This is a genomic window from Paenibacillus cellulositrophicus, assembly GCF_009363095.1.
GTDB lineage: Bacteria > Bacillota > Bacilli > Paenibacillales > Paenibacillaceae > Paenibacillus_AQ > Paenibacillus_AQ favisporus.
Map to the genome: position 1 here is coordinate 271,891 of NZ_CP045295.1, position 22,080 is coordinate 293,970.

Below are 22,080 nucleotides of genomic sequence, written 5' to 3' on the forward strand. Positions count from 1 at the left end.
CAGGTGCTGATACATAATAAACACATCTTAAATGAAAGGATGAGATATCATTGCTGGATCAAAAGGTATGGTATGTTACAGGGGCTTCGAAAGGTCTTGGACTTGCTCTTGTAAAAAAGTTGTTAAGTAACAATTACCGGGTCGCTGCTACATCAAGAAACTTAGAGGAGCTGAAACGAGCTGTTGGCCAGGTCCCAGAGGGTCGTTTTTTGCCACTGCAAGTGGATCTGAAAAGTTCCGAGTCTATTGATCAATCCGTGAAATTGGCATACGAATATTTCGGGCAAATCGATGTAGCGGTCAATAACGCCGGATACGGAATTGGAGGAGCAATAGAGGAGCTTTCCAAACAAGAGATCATGTCAAACTTCGAAGTTAATGTGTTTGGCAGTATTTACGTCATCCAAAGTGTTTTACCCTACATGAGGGCGAAACGCTATGGCCACATCATTAATATTGCATCCATCGCTGGAGTTGCTCCACACACGGGATGGAGTATTTATGCTGCCACAAAGTCGGCTATTATTGGGATGTCTGATGTGTTAGCCCAGGATGTTAGATCTATGGGCATTCATGTAACGGTTGTTGCGCCGGGGGGATTTAGAACTGAGTTTAACTCAGCCGAATCTCTTGTTGTCGCGGATTATAAAATTGCGGATTATCTTCCTCTCCACGAAGGTATTAAACAATTTGCAGCAAATCATGGCAAGCAACTTGGTGATCCAGAAAAGGCTGCTGACGTTTTTATCGAGCTGGTAGAATCCGACAATCCACCGACCTGCTTATTTCTAGGATCCGATGCATACCAGCGGGCAACCGAAAAATATAACAAGCTGCTTGATGATATGCAAACAAATAAGAAGATAAGTGAACGAACGGATAGTAACTAATCTTCGTTATCAATAACCGTTGTAGTCATTGATTGGTTGACGCTCATTTAATGAGCGTTTTTTTCTGCTTGCACATGTAGCTATTTGAAAAATAACCTTACTGTATTGTAGAAAAAACCAAGAATTAATACATATTCCTCTGATAATGTGTTATCAAAGATGACCACCCTATACGTTGGAAGGAGTTATCGCGATGGATGTACTGTTACCGCAAAGCAAAATTGATTTTTATCAGGAGAATGGTTTCGTTGAAATCGAGAATGCCCTAACGGAAGAAGAAATGAATGAATTATCCGAGTTTTTAGAGGAAGCCATGACACAGGAAAGTAATCATTCGGTAGCCACCTCTGTCAAAGGCGGAAGCTACTACAAGGTATTAAACCAGAAGGTAAACCTTTGGCGCGATCATGGCGGCATGAGCCGTTACACGTTTCACCCGAAGCTGGCTAAGATGGCAATGAAGCTAAGCGGAGCGACCGGCATTCGCGTCTTCCATGACCACGGATTGTGGAAAATGCCGCAGGATTCCAAGCCGACGGCCTGGCATCAGGATTTTCCGTATTGGCCGATGACCGCACCCGGCGCCTTGTCAGTCTGGATTCCAATGCATGATGTCGACGAACGAAATGGATGCATGATGTTTGTTCCTGGCTCCCATAAGGTGGGCACGCTGCGGGGGATTAACTTAGCAGACCCTCAGGACTTATATGATCAGATCAAAGGAACAGAGCTGGAGAAGACGAAGCCGGTGAAGGTCCCGTTGAAACGAGGCAGCTGCACGTTCCACCATGGTCTCACCTTCCACTTCGCTCACGCGAATCAAAGCGACGAACCAAGACGTGTATTGGCAATCATTTACATGCCGGACGGGACCATTTACAGCGGCAAAAGCCACCTAGTAACAGACCATGTAGGTCTTGAAGGAGGGCAACCGTTCGGCGGCGGTTTATTTCCTTTGGTCGCCAAACAGCCATAGGTACGAGAGCGGGCGGGTCATTCGATCCAGCCCGCCTTTTCTGTCTTACCCGTTTGCCTGCTAAGCGTTATAATTTAGTTATGATTAGTCCTATGTCAAATTTTGGAGATGATCACATGACACGAATGGACAGCGGAAAGTTCCTAGAAAGCCGTGATTTCCTGTTTCATGCCGCTCCCTACCGATTCAGCTCGGGGGAGATCGTTCCCTCCCATTCGCATGACTTCATCGAGCTTGCTTATGTCGCCCAAGGACAAGGAGAGCATTACTATAAGGGAGAGTACTACAATATTGCGGAAGGCGACGTTTTCATGATCGAGCCGGATGAAGAGCATGCTTATCGAGCGGGCAATGCGCATCTCCCGGTCGTCTATAACGTGCTCTTTCAACCCGAGTTGTTACGGCGCGAATTGGAACCGCTCGCCGATGTCGCCTCCTTCGTAGACTTCTTCTACCTGGAACCCTTTCTTCGAAAGACAGTACGTTTTCAAGGGCATCTCCGATTGAAGCCTTATGAACAGATCGAAATGGAATCCCTTCTCCATCGCTTGATTCTCGATTTCAAAGAGAAAAAGCTTGGATATCGTATTTTGACGAAGACGCGCCTGATTGAACTTTTTATTTTTTTGAGCCGCTGCCATCACGACCGGAAGCATTCCCCCCTGCAGGAATTATCGTCTGACGAGAAGGTCATCCTGCACATCAGCGAGTTTATTCGCAAGCATTACGCACAGCCGTTAACGCTTGCTCAGGTCAGCGAGATGTGCCGGATGAGTCAGACCGGATTCTCAACCAAATTTAAGCAATATATCGGCAAGACATTCACTGAATTCCGCAACGAAACACGCATTCGAGTGGCGAAGCAGCTGCTGGAGCAGTCCGATCGCAAAATTATGGAAGTTGCCCAGGATGTCGGCTACGAGGACTTAAGTTTCTTCAATAAAATGTTTAAGAATATGGTTGGATTCTCACCCAGCCAATACCGCAATGCAGCCACAACAGCTACACATGCTTCTAACTCTCCACCATCCTAAGCAGCGTCATCGATTGGCCGTATGGCATCGGGCAAGTTTTATTCTGCTTATAATATTCAATGGAATCAGCGACCAACGTGCCATTCGAAAACTTCTTGCACAGTGCCGCAGGGGTCGATTCTGGAAAGCACAGCCTGCAGCGCCTCATCCCGGCTCTTAACGGTCACCGTGGAAGCCTTTTGGATTTAAATTACAAACCGGGCTTGAATAGTTTTTTCAAAGCTTTTCTTGCGTAAACTCCTTCTCCCTCAGACCACTTATTCATGTTCCTGAAATCAGTGTTGTCTGTGATCTGGTCAATGTTACCAATCAAACGTTTTTTGGATAACTGCCGAATGTCTGTATCGACAATTTGATTTGCGATGAGGCAAGCAACATCTTCACCCCTCATGACTTTAAAAGGACGATCAAAAAAGTATGAAACTTCATCGGGAATCTTTTCAGTGATCTTTAGTCCGTTGTGCATATGTGATAGATGTTTGTAAGCATTATTCAAAGCACACTCGCGCTCTCTCCATGTAACTGCCGTTTGAGCAGTCCAAAGGTAAGGAAGTAATTGATCAGAACATTTCAAACGTTTAAATGCCGTACCAAACCATTTTGGATAAGGTGCATATTGACGCTCCATGAGAAAACAGAGATTTATAATGTCGCGGACAAGGCGAGAAGCAATAATAGCTGAGCCAAGTTCGTCCCCTATAAAACCCGAACGATGCATCAGATGTTCTTCTTGACCGATTCGCTGCCAACTGGATGCCATCAGGTATAACCAAATATCGTGAGGGTAATATTCGAATTGTTTGCGTAATGTGGAAAGTTGACCGTTATCGTCCCTATAAACTTCCCCCCGTGTTATTTCGAGAAGTGACTGCGAAGGAAAGGTTAGCCAATCTACAGGCTCTAACTCTTCAATATTGCTTACAGCAAGGTAACTTTCAATGAACCCCGGCACCGTGGTAATTACGCTCCTCCCTATATCTACGGGAAAGCCATAGAACCGTTCTGGAGCTCGTTCTTGCAGAGTTGATTGTATGAGTTCGGAATACCCGATATCTAGTTGGTTAAGAAAAAGATATACCCGGGGAACCCAATCGTGATCAGTCGACATTTCCGTATCATATCCGAGCACTTCGCTACCGGGACCAATTAGAGCCGATGAATAAGACAAGAACGAGTATTTGTCCTTCATTACAGGCTCAACGATTTCGATATGAAATCGACGGCATAATTCTATTCCTTTGATAAAAGACATTTCCCATTCCCCCAAGTCCATCAACCACAAATATCATATTTAAGCCCATTCACTCATTATTTCAGCATAATCTGGATGCAATGTATAGTTAAAAAAACATTATAGTAGAACTATCCTCCCCGTTAGCGTAATGAGCCTTTTTAAGAGCTAAACCGGCTGGATCTTGATGTCTTGACGATTATATAGTCAAACCATGCCTATGGAAAAAGCCAACTCATTCATCTGAGTTGGCTTTTTCCATAGTTCGAATCAAATAACTGACAACTAACCTTAAGTGATCCCGAGCATACCTGCCTATTCAATTTGAGTAGCATTAGGATAAACGTTCGTATGACCTCGGCCAATCGTTCCCGAGTATCCACTTGTTTTCCCCTTATCTTCTGTTCTTCTTGCGGCCTCACTTTACTGCCCAAAGTGACGGCGCTAGCTTGGCCAAATGAGGTGCAGTTTCTCTTATTTCCCTTAAACAAGACGTACAGATCAATCAGCCCTTGAAATTGCTTAATGCTTCGATGGATTCGCAAGATAAGCACCTTTCCTTATCGGCTGTACTTAAATATAAGGTAAACGAGCGAAATCGCCGCCATCTTTTGCACCTTTTTGTCGGTTAGGGCAGAAAGATACAGCTTCTACCAAATAGTCAGAACGGCTTCGGCGATAGAGTACCCCTGCTCCCGCCCTGCGGTCGCTGTTACGCTGCGGCGGGCCGGGTCGTACGGATTCGGGCCGATTGCTACAATGCTGCGTTCATCGGGCGTTATTAGATAAACGTCCGAGCTTGTACGCATGCTTGCCGCATCCTCCGCCGCTCCCGGGATGGAGCCATAACCATTTGGCATTGGGGAAAGAATCACGATCCGTTCGTAGCCTTCAGCCAGCCGTGAATTGGTCGTGGACACCATTCCTCCGTCGGTCCATAAGCGGTCACCGATCGATACAAGCGGCCAAATTCCCGGAACGGCTCCGCTGGCTGACACGGCATCGAGCAAAGAAACTCCCGATTGATGATCGAAAGTATGAAGTTGCCCGGTATCGGCATCGATGGCGGTCACCTTAAGATTCGCCGGCCATTTTCTGGTCACAAGGCGACTCTCGACTACGGCGCGCCGCTGTTCAGGCGACACGGGGGAGGGAGTATTTTTGGCGATAAGGCCAAATTCTGCCCCGACTTTTCGCGGATCGCTTCCTCCCGTGGCAAATGCCCTATACCACGCTTGCCTCAATTCATCGGAAGCGGCGACCGGTAACTCGGCCGCGTTCGCCTCCGACTGGGCGGCAAACAGATTATTCATGTCGTATCCACTGGCCAAGGCTGCTCCGACAAAGGCACCGGCGGACGTTCCGATGATCACGTCAGCTCGATGGAGGTCTACTCCAGATTCGAGGAGTCCCGCTAAGACGCCAACCTCCCATGCGATCCCCGTCACGCCACCGCCCCCCAAAACTACAGCTCTGGTCGGTGAATTCTTTTTCTGAGCGTTCATTCACAGCTCCTCCTTCTGATCGACTATTGTGCTAATAGGTTTGACAAGGTTCCATTAGACCTCTAAAGTATAAACTATAAAGTATACTTGAAGGTCAAGCCTTACGCGGGAGGAAGTATGAAAATTCATATGCTGGCGCAGAAGACCGGGTTAAATCCGCCGACCATTCGTTATTACGAGAAGGAAGGATTGCTGGATAGACGCCACGTTGAGCGCAGGGACAATAATTATCGTGAATATACCGAGGAAGCGGTCGAACACCTTTTACTGATTAAAAGGGTTCAGGCTGCGGGTTTTACAATAAGGGAAATCAAAGTTATTTTGAAGGAAGAAGACGAGAACAAACTTGAGCTCTCCCAGGCCATTGAATTTTTGCGGAAGAAGATGAAGGAAATGGACCATAGGAAAAGAGAATTGGAACAATCGCAGTCTCTTCTCGCCCGGATGCTAGACAACAAATTGGCGCTGCTGGAGAAGAAGGGAACATCAGAAAATAAACCGTTGCCGTAATGAAGGATAGACTTCTGTAAAAAATTAATGTGGTTTCTTTTCTTATCATTTAATTTTGAGGAGCACTCTGCCTCTGCCGTGCCGTTGCTCACACTTCGTATGCGCCTGGCGAACGAAATCCAGATCAAATACATTAGGGGCTTCGGTTTTTATCACCCCGTTAGCCATCAGATTGGCTAAGGCAATAAAATCTTCACGATGCGGAGCAATACATTTTCGAAAATCTGCTATATTAGGCGAGTCAGCATTTTTCGGTCATCAGTTGGCTGATTTGCGCCATTTCTGCCGGGGTTAACGGCCCGAATTTCATTGCCTCAGCATTCTCACTTACCTGCCGTATAGTGCGGAATCCTGGGATGGGAAGCGTCATTTCACTTCTTGCCCATAGCCACGCAAGGGCACCTTGGGTCAGCGTCCTGCCGTTTGAAGTCAAAATTTCCCGTATAGCTCGCAGCTGGTTCGTCATCGCCGAAGATGGAATGCCATCTTTAAAGTATTGTAGCCAATCCAAGTTGTTTCTTCGCCGAATATCTTTAGGATCCACCACGGAAACCACCTCCGAATATTTCCCGGTAAGCAGCCCCATGGCAAGAGGCCCCCGATTGATGCTCGACAAATGATGCCTTTCGCATAGCTTGAGCATATCCGTATTATCGTGAAACAGATTGAACTCGTGTTGAATAGCCGTACAATACTGACTTTGTGCAAATATTTCGGCGCGGCTGGGCATGTCGGTAGACCACCCGAAATAGCGGATTTTGCCTTCGCGAACAAGATCCTCAAGCGTTTCCTTTACTTCTTGAGCCAATTCATCCGGGTAATCCCCTATATGGAATTGATAAAGATCAATATAATCGGTCTTCAGTCTTCGCAGCGATGCTTCGCATGCAGATTTAATGTATTCGACGCTTGCATTTTGGCCTAAAGCTTCCCTGGTCTGCCCGTTTGTGACATAACCGAATTTTGTGGCAATAACTATTCGATCGCGCCTTCCCTGAAGAGCTTGTCCGATTACTTCTTCACTGTGTCCTGCCCCATAATTGTCAGACGTGTCGATGAAATTTATGCCATAATCTAACGCACAGTGAATGGCATCAATCGATTCCCGGTCGTCGACCTCGCCCCAACCGTAAGGTTCTCCGGTTAACTCATCATGCCAAGGCCCACCGATCGCCCAGCAACCTATTCCCAGAGCGCTAACATCTAGACCCGATCTCCCTAATTTTCTTTTCAACACCTGTCTCAGCCCCTTTGACCTTGAATTTATGTTCAGTATAGTTAGTTATACTGGTAATCCATAGAGCCAAAAATGAATCATTTTGAGGAGCCAATCAGAATGTGTTCCAGAGTGCGACCAAAGCCGCAGCTACGCGGCTATTAAGCATGTATGTTCTTATCGTCTTAAAGTATCCACCCAATAATTAGCGTTCTTTTATACGTCGTAAATCTCGCTAAAACGGCAGCGACGGGTCAGAGGATATTCAGCGCCTTTTCAAAGGGTTTTTTACATTTTTCATCGTCGAACTTTTACTTTTGATTTAATAATTTTGGTCTCTAAAATAGTTCTAAAAATTCTTTTGCTGCTTTTGATAAATAACTATGCTTCCTCCAAATTACTTTGGGTTCAGATATTAAGGTCTGATCCTTGAGCTGAATGACTCTCAATCCTCCCAATGAATGAAGGGATAATAACGAGAGCGGTAAGATCGTTGCACCAAACCCCGATGAAACGAGACCAAGTAACATAATTAAATCTTGACATTCGCAGAGTATATTTGGTTCTAAATCTAACCGTTGAAATTCATTGACAATTTGTCCATATGCACCTAAACCATAATTTGGTCGCAGAAGAATCAATGGCAAATCGATGATTTCCTCTAGCCTGCATTGTTCTAATCCGCTCCACGTCCATTTTTCAGGCAAAACAAGCACATATGGGTCACTCTCCAATTTCATTTGAGAGATACTTTTTTCTGTTATTGGACTATTTGTTATCGCAATCTCAATCTGACGTTTAGATAACATTTTTATGAGATGAATCGTTTCACCTTCCCATACTTTGAAAGTAAGACCAGGATTTTTCTCACGAATATCTACCACCTTAGAAAGAATTAAAGATGCACAATAAAGATTGGATCCAACTGATAAAATCCCACTGGCGCCTTTCCTCAATTCTTGAACTTCAACCATTGTTTCATCAAGTTTATTTAAAAGTTCTTTTGCACGAAGAAGTAATCTTTCCCCTTCCAAGGTTAAATGAAGACTTTTGTTATTTCGATCAAATAAAACAACGCCTAGCTCATCTTCCATTTGCTTGAGTTGTTTGCTTAAAGGGGGTTGAGCAATATTTAATTTCTTTGCTGCGGTCGTAATCTTACCTTCTTCTGCTATAGCGACAAAGTATTTTAATTGTCGAATATCCAAGATAAAACCTCCATCATACCCAAAAGATATAATAAAAAGATAAAACAGATATTTTAAGTATTGATAAATTGAGTATACACTAAGATGCAGTGTCATTCATAAGTTTGAAGGAGTGTGGACTTTGGTGTTCAAAAAAAATACCATACAATTTCCAAAGCTTTTATCCGTTGGGAATATATCAAATGGATTTGTGGCCTGGCTTTTTGGTTCAGCAGGACCATTACTAATTGTTTTGCAGGCTGCAGCAGAAGGTCATTTGACTGGTAGCACAACCAGCTCATGGATTTTCGCCATTTATGGAGTGGGGGGACTCCTAACGCTCATCGTCTCCTTATATTATGGGCAACCCATAGGCTATGCCTTTTCAATACCTGGAGCCATTCTTGTGGGCTCAAGCTTAACCCATTATTCTTTCAACCAAGTTGTTGGTGCCTATATAATAACCGGGATCCTTATTTTTCTTTTAGGAGTATCCGGCCTTGTTACAATATTAATGAAGGTTTTGCCTATGCCGGTTATGATGGGGATGGTGTCAGGCGTCTTGCTCCCTTTCGGAACGGGAATGATCGGCTCGGTTGTAAAAAATCCGTTACTCAACGGAATCCCGCTGCTTGTCTTTCTTGCGCTTTCTTTTTTCGTACGATTTTCAAAAAAGTTTCCGCCTATATTAGGAGCGATCATTGCAGCAATGATATGTCTTATATTTTTGCCGGATGTTTCTGCACAGCCTCTTCATATAGCAATGGGCATTCCCCATTTTATCATCCCATCATTTAGTTTTGCCGTTGTAGGGGAACTTGTCATCCCGTTACTTTTAACAGTTATTGCCATTCAAAATGCCCAAGGGATTGCTATACTAGAGACCCATGGCTATCGTCCACCGATCAATGCCATGACCAATTGGAGCGGAATCGGTACCATCATAAATGCCTTTTTTGGGGGCCACCCAGCCTGTATTGCTGGTCCCATGACGGGCTTACTTGTTAATAAAGAATCAGGCAAACTTGAGCATAGGTATGTCGCAGCTATTGTATTAGGAGTATTATCCTGTCTATTCGCTCTATTTTCTCCAGTAGCATCGCAAATTCCACATGTCATTCCTGCCTCATTAATTCAATTACTAGGTGGGATCGCCATGATTAGTGTACTGGTTGACTCTTTGAAAATGAGTTTCTCTGGTCCATTCAAATCAGGCGCTCTCTTTTCCTTTATAATCACAATCTCTGGGATCTCTATTCTCCATATCGGTGCGCCATTCTGGGGTCTGGTTGGAGGTATGTTAGCCACCGTTTTCTTGGATAAACAAGATTTTTATAAATCCGAATCAAGTGACCAAAACAATGAGACTAACTTGAGTGAAGCTCTTTGCAAGGATAAAATTTCCTAACACCGTTTCTTTAGACTTCGAATACATCTCATAATCGTAATGTATCTAAGTACAAAGTTCATTTTAACCACAAAAGATGTATCAGCATATAAAAACAAAGCCACTCCTAACAAGGGAGTGGTTTCGTTGGTTTCGTTGGTTTCGTTGGTTTCGTTGGTTTCGTTGTGTAGAACAACTTTTTTATCCAAACGTTTGTGTCATTGCATTAGCCAGACTCTACTGTTTTATTGTTGATCCGGCAGACTTAATGCATTTGCTGAAGTTTGTGCTTGATCTATAAATTCCTCTGCTTGGGTCAATTTCTGCCGGGCATTCTCCAAAGCTTTCGGATTTGTTGCCGCATTAGATTCATTCATCGAGCTTATCGCCTGATTTAAAGCCGTTTGTGCCTCAGAAACCGCGTTAGACGCATGCTTCTGCAGCATATTGCCGTTCGAGTTAAGTGTACGTTCTGCTGGTTTTCTTGCATTTTCAGTGGCTAAATCAATTTTGTTTTCATTAGGCACAGTGAGTCCTCCTCCTCCCTTGGGCAAGATCATTATTTACACAGAAGTAATTATGGGGTTGAGATTTTGTTATTATTCCTGCGAATGAATGGGAATATCCGGATCCCAATTTCCAGAAATCCATTTTAGTATAAGATCCGATGCGTTGGAAAATCTAACGTTGAACTGCATGATGCATTCAACTTACAATGAAGGGACGAGATATGGATCTCGCCCCTGTTGTTTCCTTGTGTCCATTCAATTTCGATTAATAAACTCAAACCACCGTATCGATATTCCAGAGTAGTTAGTCCGTAACAGGCAGTTTGATATCGACCGTGGTTCCTTGATTAACGGCGCTTCGAATGCTCAAGTTCCCTTTATGGTCATGAATAATTTTATAGCACATCATCAAACCAAGCCCTGTCCCCTGTTCCTTTGTCGTATAAAAGGGTTCCCCTAACCGATGAAGGTTGTCAGTAGGTATCCCAATACCTTCATCCTTAATACGGATAATGAGCTCATTCAATTGCTCAAAGGCGACGATATGAATTTTGCCACCATTGGGAGTTGCCTCGATTGCATTTTTTAATACATTGACGAACACTTGTTTAATATCCACTTCCGAACAACAAATTGGAGGAAGAACTCCGTGTATTTCTATGTAAACTTGAACCCCATTCATTGTAGCTTGGGCTTCTAATAAATTGATTACACTATACAAAAGGGTACCTATATCGTTCCTTTTTAAAACCTTCGGCTGCGGCTTGGAGAATATCAATAGCTCATTGATAATACTATTCATCCGGTCGACCTCAGATAGCATAATCTCACAGTGCTCAACTCTTCTCTTATCAGATTCCTTCATAAGCTGAAGAAAGCCCTTTAGTGATGTTAAAGGATTACGGATTTCGTGTGCTAGCCCTGCGGCCAATTGTCCAACAACATTTAATTTATCTGCTTTCCGGAAAAATTCTTCAGATTTTATTCGCTCTGAGATGTCCCGGGTAATGCCTGTCAATGCAATAATTTCGCCGTAGCCATTTTTAATTGGAGAAAGGGTTATAGAAACATGCACTAACTCTCCGGCTTTATTCTGCCGAACGGTCTCAAAAGTCTTTGCCAGCATATCACCTTGGATTTCTTGGGTAATGGATTTGTATTCATCTTCCATCTCCGGCGGGACAATGGGCAACTGCCTACCAACCAACTCATCTTCAGACCAACCATATAACATTTCAAATGAATGGTTTACACGTACTACGTTACCCCCCGTATCTATGATACAAATCCCATCTGCCGAGTCATCAATGATCGATTCCAGCAATTTCTTAGTTCTTTCCAGCTCTTTTTCCGCCTTTTTCCGTTCAGTAATATCCACACATGAGGCAATAACCTCAATGACCTTACCATTTCGTCGAATTGGCCTCAGCGATGCCAAATAATAGATGCCTTTCGATTCCCCTTCATATGTGACCCCTTCATTTCCTTCCCAGGCTTTAACATAGTGCCATTCCTTGGCTGCCGCTTTCCCAGCGGGGAGAAAGTCCTTAAGTTCTTTCCCAACGACGTCTGTTTCATCCAAACCCATTTTGGACATTAATTGTCCAGCGCAATAAGTATGAACAAACCGTCCCTCTTCATGAATAAATTTGAAGGTCATGCCTTGCTGCTCTCGTAATATTTCCTCAATATCTTGGAAGTACTTTTCTAGATCCTTGTCCGATAGTTTCCTAAGCATTGGTCTCCACACCTCTTCAGAAGGGCTCGAATAGGAACACATTCGACAAGCATTTTAGGAAGTCCTTCATATGTCATTCCTGTCTTAATCCAAATAAATTAGCCCTCGCTTGGTAGTCACCTTCGTATCGTAAGCCCGCTCCCTTTTACACATGCAACCTGCCATCTTACCGTAGATATTATTGTTCCAGCATTTTTCTTTCCAATGCTGTTAACATCCCCTTTTATGTGAATGCAAGTGAGGAAAACGACAGCGGGGGTAGAAATCGGCTCGTCTGCCGGCTGATTCGGGTTGGCTAACTCCTTTGCCCTTTTTGCTCAAGAAACTGAACGAAAACTTCATGAATGGAAGTTTTGTTCTTACTGGCAGTATCCATGATTATGCTGGCTCCTCGACTAATTTGCCTCATCGTATCACAGATTGTTTCCAGAGAAATAAAGGTATACTCATATATTGAGATTGGGGTTGACAGGATAAAGAGTGACCGCGTACAATTATTTTGTTTCATATGAAACATAAATTATATATAATTTTTATAACACCCTCTTTTATAAGTACCGAAAAAGGTTCAAACGAAATAATAATTAATGAAGGAGGTTCATACTTGCCTATGGAAATCGTGAATCCCAAGACATTGACGGATCAAGTTACATCTGTCATTTCCCATGTCGTGGTAACTACTGCCTCTAAACTGGCCTTCATCTCAGGTCAGGTTGCTGTAAATGAAACAGGCGCATTGGTCGGTTCAGGTGACTATTACGCGCAAGCGATTCAAGTGTTCACCAATCTTAAGTATGCACTGGAAGCCGCGCGAGCGGATCCATTGTACAATGCAAAAATGAATATTTTTGTGGTAAACCACCACCCGGAATTGATTTGATTATTTTTGACGCAGGATTTCATGTGTTTGGCCCTAACTGGCCGAAGACAGCAAGTACCTATATAGGTGTTCAAGCGCTAGCCGATCCTGAATGGCTTATCGAAATAGACGCTATAGTGATCTTCCCATAATGTTCAAGAAAAGAGGTTATTGATATGAAATATGAAGTCATCCTAATCGGTGGCGGACCTGTCGGCATGATGTTGGCTGGAGAATTGGCATTAGCCGGTGTGAAGGTCTGCGTCATTGAACGATTAAAAGAGACAACCCGATATTCACGTGCGCTTACCGTACATCCACGAACCCTTGAAATATTAGATATGCGTGGAGTGAAATCAAAATTAATCAGTAAAGGCCGCTTACTTTCTAGAGGACATTTTGCCGGATTAGAAACTCCTTTGGATTTCTCTGTGTTGGATTCTTCTTCCAATCACACTCTCTTTTTACCGCAGAGTGAGACGGAGAAGGTGCTGGAGGAATGGGCTCTTAGCCTTGGCGTAGAGGTCTGGAGAGGGTTTGAGGCTCTATCTGTGCATCAGGATGAGGATGGGGTCGACGTTAAGATCGCCGGACCTAATGGAGAAACAACGTTAAGATCGGCTTATGTGGTGGGTACAGACGGAGCCAGAAGTTTGGTTCGCAAACATGCAAATATATCCTTTGAAGGTACAGACGCGACCTTCACGGCTATTCTGGGAGATGCCGTTCTATCTGATTTGGCTCCTATGAGTGTCATATCCCGAATTACAGAAAAAGGTTTGGTCAGCATCATGCCGATCAATGATCGTATCTATCGGGTCTTAATTATCGACGTGAAAAGACGAAACATCTCTAAGGATGAGACCCTAACATTGGAAGAGTTTCGATCATCGCTCATCCGTACGACCGGAAGCGACCTGGGATTGAACGATGTGAAATGGATGTCCCGTTTCGGAAATGCTACGCGGCAGGCGGCACGCTATCGGAATGGTCGATTGTTTTTAGCGGGAGATTCGGCGCACATTCATTTTCCGGCTGGTGGACAGGGAATGAACGTCGGCTTACAAGAAGCGATGAACTTAGGCTGGAAGCTAGCAGGAGCAATCAAAGGCTGGGCTCCGGACTGGCTGTTGGACAGTTATCATACTGAACGTTTCCCATGGAATACAGCCTTGCTCCGGAATACCGAGGTCCAAACTCTGCTTCTGGACGTGACTCCTCCCATCACGGAACTGCGAAGCATGTTGGCTAATCTAATTCAAATACCAGAGGCTAATTATCAAATCGCTGCACAAATTTCCGCAATGGATGTACATTATGCTCCCGACACCGAAGCCCCTTCCCATCCTTTAAACGGGAAACGGTTCAAAGATCTCCGCTTAAAACTGAAAGACGGGCAATGGATTAACTCCTATCCGCTCCTACACAAAGGTACTTTTCTTCTGTTGCATTTCCATTCGAATGAACAGAATAGCGGCCAATGGGAAACGTATAGCAACCTTCAAGTGTTACATGCATCTTTGGCTGAAGCAGACGCGGATTGGAACGACGTCCACACGGCACTCATTCGTCCGGATGGACATATTGCCTGGGCGATTTCTCTATCTGATCCGAATCCAATGCAAAAAATAAATGAAGGTATCACTCGCTGGTGCGGAGACATTACGAATTAGCCATACAAACTTCATAAATCTGCCGATTGAGACGCTGTCCCCCACTTCGTTAGGATAAAGCCACTCAGAACGTTACGCAGGAGAAACCGCAGATATGAACGTTCCGTATCCTTCGTGGCTGTGCTTATAACCATACAGGTTTTTGTCTTTTTCGGCAGAATATATATGTTCTTGTCGTCGGGTTTTGACAAGAACATATATCGTTAAAACAAAAAAAGCCGCTTTTACGCGGCTTTTAATCGTTTATGTTCTTGTCGTCTTTCAACACTTCGCCTGATTTACTTTAATTAAATACCTTTTTAACAAAGTCAATAAGCCTGGACTTTAAGGCATCACCGTGCTCTCCCTTGTGGTACATATCTGTTCCGTGATAGCCACTCTCATCCACAATCAGCTCTTTATCCGTTGCTCCGGATGCTTGATATAATTTGCGCACTTCTTTTTCAATTGAGCCTCCATAATCGCCAGGTGAAAAAACAAACACGGATGGTGCTTTAATCTTCTCGACGCTTGGAATGGCATCAAGGGGCCCACATTGTGCAGGAGAAGAGAGAATAATCAGCCCCTCAATAGGCAGCGCTTGACGAACGCCTGCAATGATTGCTGTACTGCCGCCACATGATGCTCCTGCCAAAAACACTCTTTTTGCCCCCAATCGTTTGAGTTCACTTAAGGTAGCATCTGCATCACGATCTATGTTCTGATTATCCTCCGGAATATTCTGTGAGGCACCATGATTACGATATTCAGGAATAACAACCAGATATCCGCTGTCTGCCAGTTCAGTTCCCATGTCAAGAAAAGAGCAAATGTTATAGCCTTGCTCGTGTGCAAGCAAGACTCCCTTATCTCCGCTGCCAAGCACAAGTGCCGACAGATACACCCCATCACTGGTTGTTAACGTAGTTGCTTTATTGCGTAGCTCATCAGGAACACAACTATTCACAAGATGCCCATTAGAAGATTTCACTGAACGATCCGGCCAGGCAGGATCATAATCAATCGGTTTGTTTGTTGGCATGTTCTTCACTTCGGCATCTGGTGTTTCATTTACAGCATTTTCTATAGGTTTCGTATTTTGAGGTTGATTAGATAGAGATTGATTTTCATCTGGAGATATAGGCTTATTGGTGGTGCATCCTGTAATCGTTACTAACAAAATGAGCAATACAAATACCATTTTTGTTCCTTTAAAAAATACGTTCATAGATTTTCTACACCTCTAACTATTACTTGTTGAAGGAAACCCCTGGATGCTGCGGATCAGTATTAGGACTCAAATAAATTTAAATATACACAAAATGTATGTTCGATTAAAGGGAGCGATGTGCAGCCGACCAAAAAGCCAGCAGCCTCCAGATGTTTTCGTTGAGCTGGCGTTTCCCGTTAACTTAATGCGGATTCAGATATCCATACTCTTGCTCTCCTCAATAATCTTAAATGAATTACGTTAATCGTTTCCTGTTAGCTTAACGAAACATAGAGCAGTTGCAACTTGAAAACTGCTCTATCTGATTTGAATTTAATCAAAGAAAATGTGTTTAAACAACCAACCTAAGTTAATTTCCTAACTGCAAACCATAGCTCAACGAAACTAAGTCCGTCTTTAACTCCTGTAACTTCAAATTCCATCCCATCGACCTGCTCGTATCCAGCAGTAGGAAGCCATTCGGAGAAGAATCGTTTATATAATGTCTCAATGGTTTCATCAAATTTGTCCCAAGTGAACGGATCAGAGGGGAAAATAACCCATGTTTGAGCTGGTATTGTTATAGTTGTGTACCCATCCGTTTTACTTGAATCCCCTTTAAATGCGGACAGCATATAGGGAAAACTACCTTCTTCCGTTTTTTTGTAGCTACAAACAGCATGTACTTTATGATAGTACTGATTTAAAAAAGCTGGTAGATCACCTGCATTGTCCGTAAGTCTTTCAACCTCGCCGTTAGCATGGCTTTGCTTCCATAATTCTGCTGGAGTATCTACTCCGTTTAATTGAAACACTTTTTCGATTCCGAATACTTGAAAGGTTGCTTTTGTCTCGATACGATAGTTCATAGCCTTTTCTCCTTTATTGAAATAAGGAAGGAAAGACGTGGATAGGCTTTGAGGTCAGTCCCTTCTTCTCGAGCCATTGCTGGATTAACACCATGTAACAATTGAAAAGCTCTTGCGAATGAAACTGGAGATTCATAACCATACTTTATCGCAATGTCAACAACTCTCATATCACTATTCTGTAATTCAATTGCAGCAAGAGTGAGCCGTCTTCTCCTTATGTATTCCGCAAGAGACACATCTGTAATAAATGAGAACATTCTCTGGAACTGATATGAAGAACAACAAGCACATTGAGCAACTTCATTCAATTCGATCTTGCCGGTTAGATTCAATTCGATGTAATCCATCGCTCGATTCATCCTCGTGAGCCAATCCATCTGATCCCTCCTCTTATCAAAAGTATAGGTATGCTACGTTTTCATATCGCAACTATTTGTGCACAATTTAGTTTCCTTAGAGAATTCATGTCGTTTCTAATAATTAATTATATAGCGCAAAGATCTACGGATTAAATTAAGTTTTCTCGGAACGTTGAGATCTTGTTTTATAACTATCCTGCTGTTAGTTCAACAAAAACAACAGCCGTTTAGTAGCCGGCTGCTGCAGTGTTGTTTTAGATTGTTGTTTCCCCATTAGTTCAGATGGCTCGACGATTTATATTTGACTTCTTTCCCCATTTTGCTAACACATACTGCGCTAAATCAAACAACAGATTTCTCAAGAATCTCCTTATGAATATCTCCATAAGTTTTGCTTGATGAAGTGGGGGTAGCCTGGATAACTGTTATCATGTTTTGCTTAGGCAGAATATTTATCTCTTGACCGCCGAATCCCCTGCATGCATAGCCATTTTCCAGTATCCACCACAAATATCCGTATGAGCTGTTGTTGTCGTTTGGCCTAAGCATTTCCTTAATATAATGTTCAGAAACAATCCGTTGGCCTTCTACAATGCCGTTGTTTAGAACTAGAAATCCTATCTTCGCAAGATCTCTGGCAGATAAATTAGAATGTTCCTCTCCTTTCATCACGGTATACGATACACCACAAGGGCTTTCAGCCCATCTTCCACTCGATATTCCTAGAGGCTTATATAAAAGCTGCTCACACAGTTCATATGATGTATTTCCGAAAGCATTCCCAATAACAGCAGATAACAATAGCACATCCCATTCTTTATACACGTAGCTGCTTCCAGGATAGTCCTTCATCGCAACATCTGCGACATGTGCGATCCAATCCCTCGTCCGCTTCATTTGCTCGACCATCGGGCAATGATAATGAACGCCGCCGTTCCAGAAAATCCCTGATGACATGGTGAGAAGATGACGAATCGTTAGGGCCTTATGATAAGGATGGACACCGGTTTGAAACGCGGGCAAGTAATCGCCGATTGGCTCGTCCAGGCTTCGAATCATGCCTTTATCGAGACAAATCCCCGTCAGTAAAGAAAGAATGCTTTTCCATATCGATTTAATATTATTTCTGGTATTTTCATTATACTTGTTGTAATATCTTTCAAATACAATTTTCCCGTTTTTCACAACAAGGACGCTGTTGACAAGCCGATATCGCTTTTGTTTAATAAAATAATCAAGGTCGCCTAACATCTCCGCATCCATGCCTTCCGCTTGGGGCGTGGAATATTGCCACTCTAAATTCATCTCAAATACCTGCCGATGATCGATTTTTCGTTTCTTTTCAACTGCTCTGGGGATCCGAGCGCAATAATAAACCCACCATCACTGCCGCCTCCTGGCCCCAACTCTATAATATAATCGCAATTGCTTAACACAGCGGGGTCATGCTCAGTCACAATGACCGAATTCCCGTTCTCTGTTAATTCCAGCATCAGCTTGATTAGTTTTTCACTATCTGAAAAAGATAAGCCTGTTGTAGGCTCATCGAGAATATACAAACGATCCTTACCCGATTGCTTACCAAGCTCTTTAGCGAGTTTAATCCTTTGAGACTCCCCGCCGGAAATGGTCGGTGTTTGCTGCCCCAGCTTAATATACCCCAGTCCCACTCGTTCAAGAGTGAAAAGTAAATGGCAGATATTCTTATCATATGCAGCACGTTCCTCATTTCCGAAAAAATCTATCGCTTCAGATACGCTCATTTCGAGGATTTGCCGTATATTTTTGCCTTCAATCGTTATTTCCATGGCTTCTTCTATAAAGCCTGTTCCTCCGCAAGCGTCACAATTTTGTTCGATATAGTTTCCAAAGCCCACATGATATTTAATCACTTGATCACCTTTGCATTGACGGCATCCACCTTCGGAGTTCAGTGAAAATAATCCTGCTCCATATCCTCTCTCTATCGAATCAGACGTGCTTGCAAACATTTTTCGGATCCGATCGTATATCCCCGTGTAAGTAGCCGGACAAGAGGTTCTGCTTCTTCCTATAGGTTTTTGATCAATGACCAAGCATTTCTTGATATGTTCAATTCCACTTACCCTTACATCGGATAAAAATACCGTTTCTTCGTCTTCATCTGTAATTGTAAGAAACTCTTTTAGTTTAGGAACTAAGGTGCCTGAGATAAAACTCGATTTTCCACTGCCCGATACCCCAGCGATCCCTACCATTACCCCGAGGGGGATTCGTACAGTTAAGTGGCGAAGATTATGTAAGCATGCATTTTCAATCGTCAGCATTTTTTCAGGGTTTATCTTAGAATATGTCTGCTTTACCTGCAGCTTTTTTTGATCGGCTAGATATGGCGAGGTTCTCGATAATTCACAGGTCATAAAATCGTCGAAGCTGCCTTGAAAGATACGATGACCTCCAAAAATTCCAGCATCAGGTCCTAGATCAATGATATAATCTGCAGCACGCATAAAATTTTCATCGTGCTCAACAGCAATTACCGTATTCCCCCGATTAACCAGATTTTGAATAATTTGAATGAGCTTTGCTTTCTCAATTTCATGCAAACCAATGGTCGGCTCATCGAATATAAAGATAATGGAATCCATCTGAGCAATGATAGAGGAAGCGAGGAACAAGCGTTGTATTTCGCCACCCGACAAGGTTGGGACAGGTCGCGACAATGAAAGATGGTGAAGGCCCACATCAATCATACAATCCAACTTAAGATGAATCTCGTTGATAAGCGTCATACCGAATAACTCAGAGTTTTCCTTTGTTAAAAAATCATTCAAATCTCTAATATACATATTCTCCAGATCTGTTATGGTTTTTCCGGCTATTGTTGTATGCATTGCCTGTTCACCCAAGCCGGCTCCTCCACATTTGCTGCACGGTTCCTTCTTTCCGTACGCTTCAGATAAAATGCCATTTTGCCTGCCGCTAATTTCACCATATTTAAATCCATTCAACAGCCAAGGAATGACACCCTGAAAACTTGTCTTTCCATGATCTCCATATTTTAAAGCTAACAGTTGTTCATTGTTCAAAGTATGAAGTGGTTGCGTTACAGTCAGTCCATGATATGAACAAAATTCGTCTAACCTCTTTCTGGCTCCTCCCCGATATAGCAACCGTTCAACTAATAGATCTTTTAACTGTGTTCTTCCATCAGAGAATATCTTATCTTCATTAATGGAATACACGTTTCCATTACCTAAGCACTTTACGCACATTCCTTTCGGTGAGTTCCTCAGGAACATGTCCATGCTTAGGGAAAGCCCATCGTCGTAATTGGGATCTCTCTTGCCATATGTAGCAAATAAAACGGCGAGCATATTTCCAATCTTTGTCCGCGTTCCAACCGTGCTACGTGGATTGGATTGGCGAATAATTCTTTGTTCCACTGCGACGGTAGGAGCTAGACCTGTGATTTGATCAAAAGTCGGTGCGGCGTCCACCATAAACTGCGTACCCGAAAACATGAGGTATCGGCGTTTACCCTCCTCATACAATGTGTCGAATGCAAGACTGGATTTCCCGCTACCGGATACTCCGGTTATCACGGTCAATTTACCTCGTGGAATTCTAATATCGATATTTTTCAAATTATGAACCCGTGCACCCTTAATTTCGATAAATTTGTTCATAGTATGCTGCCTTTCATAATATTTTATCTTAAACCCATCCATGGGAGGCAGGCTTCTTTAATGATTCGTACCGACTCCGCTTCCAGAGATTTCGCGTGATGTAGAAAGGGAATCATCCCTTTTTCTTAGATGTCAAATGACCCCTTATAATTGCTTTCAAGGACGATTTCGATAAGTTGTTTTGTTATCGTGTAAACAGGTGTTGAGTCAAAATTACTTAGCAGAATAATTGTTATATCATCGGGTATGATTCGACTGTACTCAGAACTAAAGCCATTTATTCCGCCGGAATGGTGAACTCTTAACCTACTTAACAGGAGATTCGTATAATCATCTTCTGTTATAAACCAACCATATCCGTAGTTATTCAAATTAGGGTTAAATAATAATCTTGTAAATTCTTCACTGAATATATATTTTTTTTCAGATATAGCTCGATCCCATAAAAAAAGGTCCTCTATTGTAGAATATAAGTTACCGGCTCCATATGCAGTAGACATATCTATAAATTCGGTGTTACTAACTTCCCCCCACATACTATAACCAGATGCTCTATCCTTGAGTATGGTTCTGAAATTATCACATCCGGTAGAATACATTGATAGCGGCTCCAATAGGTAAATTCTTAAATAGTCCTCATAGCTCATTCCTGAAATCTTCTCAAGTATGTATGCCAATAAAATATAACCAGCATTACTGTACGAAAATTGTTCGCCTGGTTCAGATAATAGTGGCAATTCTTTAATGCGCTCCACTAACTTTTCTGCTGAATTATAAAGCCTCATAGAATGAAAATAGTTTAAGTTTGAAATCCCTGAGGTATGTGTTAGAAGGCGGTGAACTGAGATGGACTGTCCATTCGGATAATCGAAAAGATACTTATTTATTCCTTCATGAATATTTAGATTATTCACTTCAAAAAGATGCAATATCGCAACAGCGGTAAACTGCTTCGTCATTGATCCAATTCTAAATTTCGTTTTTGCATAGTTAGGTACGTTATGTTCCAGGTTAGAGTACCCATACCCTTTAGATAATAATACTTCTCCTTTTTGGGCCACAAGAACAGTCCCATTAAAATATCCAGAGAAATATGATTCCCAAGTTAAGTGTGATTTCATATATTGATCTATTTTTTGAGCGATTGAAGCGATCTTTATCATCTCTTTCATTTGATTTCTGTTAACGTGATATTAAAGAAGTTCGTGAATACTCCACCTCAAAATGTATTCAAGAAACGATTGAATTATCCTGCCCGTTAGATTAATCCCTTCATA

Annotated in this window: 20 protein-coding genes; 7 read left to right on the forward strand and 13 right to left on the reverse strand. The window is 42.8% G+C overall.

The window, feature by feature from the left end; genetic code table 11:
* Nucleotides 1-50 precede the first annotated feature (50 nt).
* From GCU45_RS01065 to GCU45_RS01075, 3 genes are all read left to right on the forward strand, one after another.
* Nucleotides 51-890 carry an SDR family NAD(P)-dependent oxidoreductase gene (locus GCU45_RS01065; RefSeq protein WP_152397723.1) on the forward strand — a complete coding sequence of 280 codons (840 nt, stop codon included), beginning with the start codon at nucleotides 51-53 and terminating at the stop codon, nucleotides 888-890.
* A 193-nt stretch (nucleotides 891-1,083) separates the two neighbouring features.
* Nucleotides 1,084-1,866 carry a phytanoyl-CoA dioxygenase family protein gene (locus GCU45_RS01070; RefSeq protein ID WP_152397724.1) on the forward strand — a complete coding sequence of 261 codons (783 nt, stop codon included), beginning with the start codon at nucleotides 1,084-1,086 and terminating at the stop codon, nucleotides 1,864-1,866.
* Between the two features lie 125 nt (nucleotides 1,867-1,991).
* Nucleotides 1,992-2,900 carry an AraC family transcriptional regulator gene (locus GCU45_RS01075; protein ID WP_167527053.1) on the forward strand — a complete coding sequence of 303 codons (909 nt, stop codon included), beginning with the start codon at nucleotides 1,992-1,994 and terminating at the stop codon, nucleotides 2,898-2,900.
* Nucleotides 2,901-3,090: 190 nt separating this feature from the next.
* Here GCU45_RS01075 and GCU45_RS01080 read toward each other — a convergent pair whose 3' ends face one another.
* A complete protein-coding gene (locus tag GCU45_RS01080; protein WP_152397726.1) occupies nucleotides 3,091-4,152 on the reverse strand; it encodes a DUF4037 domain-containing protein in 1,062 nt (353 codons plus the stop codon).
* A gap of 629 nt (nucleotides 4,153-4,781) precedes the next feature.
* Complete coding sequence (locus GCU45_RS01085) at nucleotides 4,782-5,636, reverse strand: patatin-like phospholipase family protein (protein ID WP_152397727.1); 855 nt, start codon at nucleotides 5,634-5,636, stop codon at nucleotides 4,782-4,784.
* 117 nt (nucleotides 5,637-5,753) lie between these two features.
* Between GCU45_RS01085 and GCU45_RS01090 the strand changes: the two genes are divergently transcribed.
* Nucleotides 5,754-6,146: a MerR family transcriptional regulator gene (locus GCU45_RS01090; RefSeq protein ID WP_152397728.1), complete on the forward strand. Its 393-nt coding sequence runs from the start codon at nucleotides 5,754-5,756 to the stop codon at nucleotides 6,144-6,146.
* Nucleotides 6,147-6,191: 45 nt separating this feature from the next.
* Here GCU45_RS01090 and GCU45_RS34520 read toward each other — a convergent pair whose 3' ends face one another.
* From GCU45_RS34520 to GCU45_RS01105, 3 genes are all read right to left on the reverse strand, one after another.
* A complete protein-coding gene (locus GCU45_RS34520) occupies nucleotides 6,192-6,377 on the reverse strand; it encodes a zinc-binding dehydrogenase (RefSeq protein ID WP_425281280.1) in 186 nt (61 codons plus the stop codon).
* A 10-nt stretch (nucleotides 6,378-6,387) separates the two neighbouring features.
* Nucleotides 6,388-7,383 (reverse strand): aldo/keto reductase, encoded by a 996-nt coding sequence (locus GCU45_RS01100; protein ID WP_152397730.1) that lies wholly within the window; start codon nucleotides 7,381-7,383, stop codon nucleotides 6,388-6,390.
* Between the two features lie 317 nt (nucleotides 7,384-7,700).
* Nucleotides 7,701-8,570 (reverse strand): LysR family transcriptional regulator, encoded by an 870-nt coding sequence (locus GCU45_RS01105; RefSeq protein ID WP_152397731.1) that lies wholly within the window; start codon nucleotides 8,568-8,570, stop codon nucleotides 7,701-7,703.
* Between the two features lie 124 nt (nucleotides 8,571-8,694).
* Here GCU45_RS01105 and GCU45_RS01110 point away from each other — a divergent pair, with 124 nt between their 5' ends.
* Nucleotides 8,695-9,957: a benzoate/H(+) symporter BenE family transporter gene (locus GCU45_RS01110; protein WP_167527054.1), complete on the forward strand. Its 1,263-nt coding sequence runs from the start codon at nucleotides 8,695-8,697 to the stop codon at nucleotides 9,955-9,957.
* A 224-nt stretch (nucleotides 9,958-10,181) separates the two neighbouring features.
* Here GCU45_RS01110 and GCU45_RS01115 read toward each other — a convergent pair whose 3' ends face one another.
* Nucleotides 10,182-10,463, reverse strand: a complete 282-nt coding sequence (locus tag GCU45_RS01115) for a hypothetical protein (RefSeq protein WP_152397733.1) — start codon at nucleotides 10,461-10,463, stop codon at nucleotides 10,182-10,184.
* Nucleotides 10,464-10,749: 286 nt separating this feature from the next.
* Nucleotides 10,750-12,183, reverse strand: a complete 1,434-nt coding sequence (locus GCU45_RS01120; RefSeq protein WP_167527055.1) for a PAS domain S-box protein — start codon at nucleotides 12,181-12,183, stop codon at nucleotides 10,750-10,752.
* 610 nt (nucleotides 12,184-12,793) lie between these two features.
* On the opposite strand from GCU45_RS01120, the gene GCU45_RS01130 reads away from it, so the two are divergent.
* Nucleotides 12,794-13,063, forward strand: a complete 270-nt coding sequence (locus GCU45_RS01130; RefSeq protein ID WP_244364372.1) for a RidA family protein — start codon at nucleotides 12,794-12,796, stop codon at nucleotides 13,061-13,063.
* Between the two features lie 155 nt (nucleotides 13,064-13,218).
* Nucleotides 13,219-14,715: a monooxygenase gene (locus GCU45_RS01135; RefSeq protein WP_152397735.1), complete on the forward strand. Its 1,497-nt coding sequence runs from the start codon at nucleotides 13,219-13,221 to the stop codon at nucleotides 14,713-14,715.
* A 283-nt stretch (nucleotides 14,716-14,998) separates the two neighbouring features.
* On the opposite strand, the gene GCU45_RS01140 is transcribed toward GCU45_RS01135, so the two are convergent.
* The 6 genes from GCU45_RS01140 to GCU45_RS01160 all read right to left on the reverse strand — a co-directional run bounded on the left by GCU45_RS01140 (nucleotide 14,999) and on the right by GCU45_RS01160 (nucleotide 21,975).
* Nucleotides 14,999-15,922 carry an alpha/beta hydrolase gene (locus GCU45_RS01140; RefSeq protein ID WP_152397736.1) on the reverse strand — a complete coding sequence of 308 codons (924 nt, stop codon included), beginning with the start codon at nucleotides 15,920-15,922 and terminating at the stop codon, nucleotides 14,999-15,001.
* A gap of 347 nt (nucleotides 15,923-16,269) precedes the next feature.
* Nucleotides 16,270-16,773, reverse strand: a complete 504-nt coding sequence (locus GCU45_RS34105) for a GyrI-like domain-containing protein (protein WP_244364374.1) — start codon at nucleotides 16,771-16,773, stop codon at nucleotides 16,270-16,272.
* On the reverse strand, nucleotides 16,770-17,153 hold the full coding sequence (locus GCU45_RS34110; RefSeq protein WP_244364376.1) for a helix-turn-helix transcriptional regulator: 384 nt from the start codon (nucleotides 17,151-17,153) through the stop codon (nucleotides 16,770-16,772). The genes GCU45_RS34105 and GCU45_RS34110 overlap by 4 nt, the downstream gene beginning before the upstream one ends.
* Nucleotides 17,154-17,477: 324 nt before the next feature.
* Complete coding sequence (locus GCU45_RS01150; RefSeq protein ID WP_152397737.1) at nucleotides 17,478-18,440, reverse strand: serine hydrolase domain-containing protein; 963 nt, start codon at nucleotides 18,438-18,440, stop codon at nucleotides 17,478-17,480.
* Nucleotides 18,437-20,845 carry an excinuclease ABC subunit UvrA gene (locus GCU45_RS01155; protein ID WP_208837094.1) on the reverse strand — a complete coding sequence of 803 codons (2,409 nt, stop codon included), beginning with the start codon at nucleotides 20,843-20,845 and terminating at the stop codon, nucleotides 18,437-18,439. The genes GCU45_RS01150 and GCU45_RS01155 overlap by 4 nt, the downstream gene beginning before the upstream one ends.
* 83 nt (nucleotides 20,846-20,928) lie before the next feature.
* A complete protein-coding gene (locus GCU45_RS01160) occupies nucleotides 20,929-21,975 on the reverse strand; it encodes a serine hydrolase domain-containing protein (protein WP_152397738.1) in 1,047 nt (348 codons plus the stop codon).
* Between the last annotated feature and the right edge of the window lie 105 nt (nucleotides 21,976-22,080).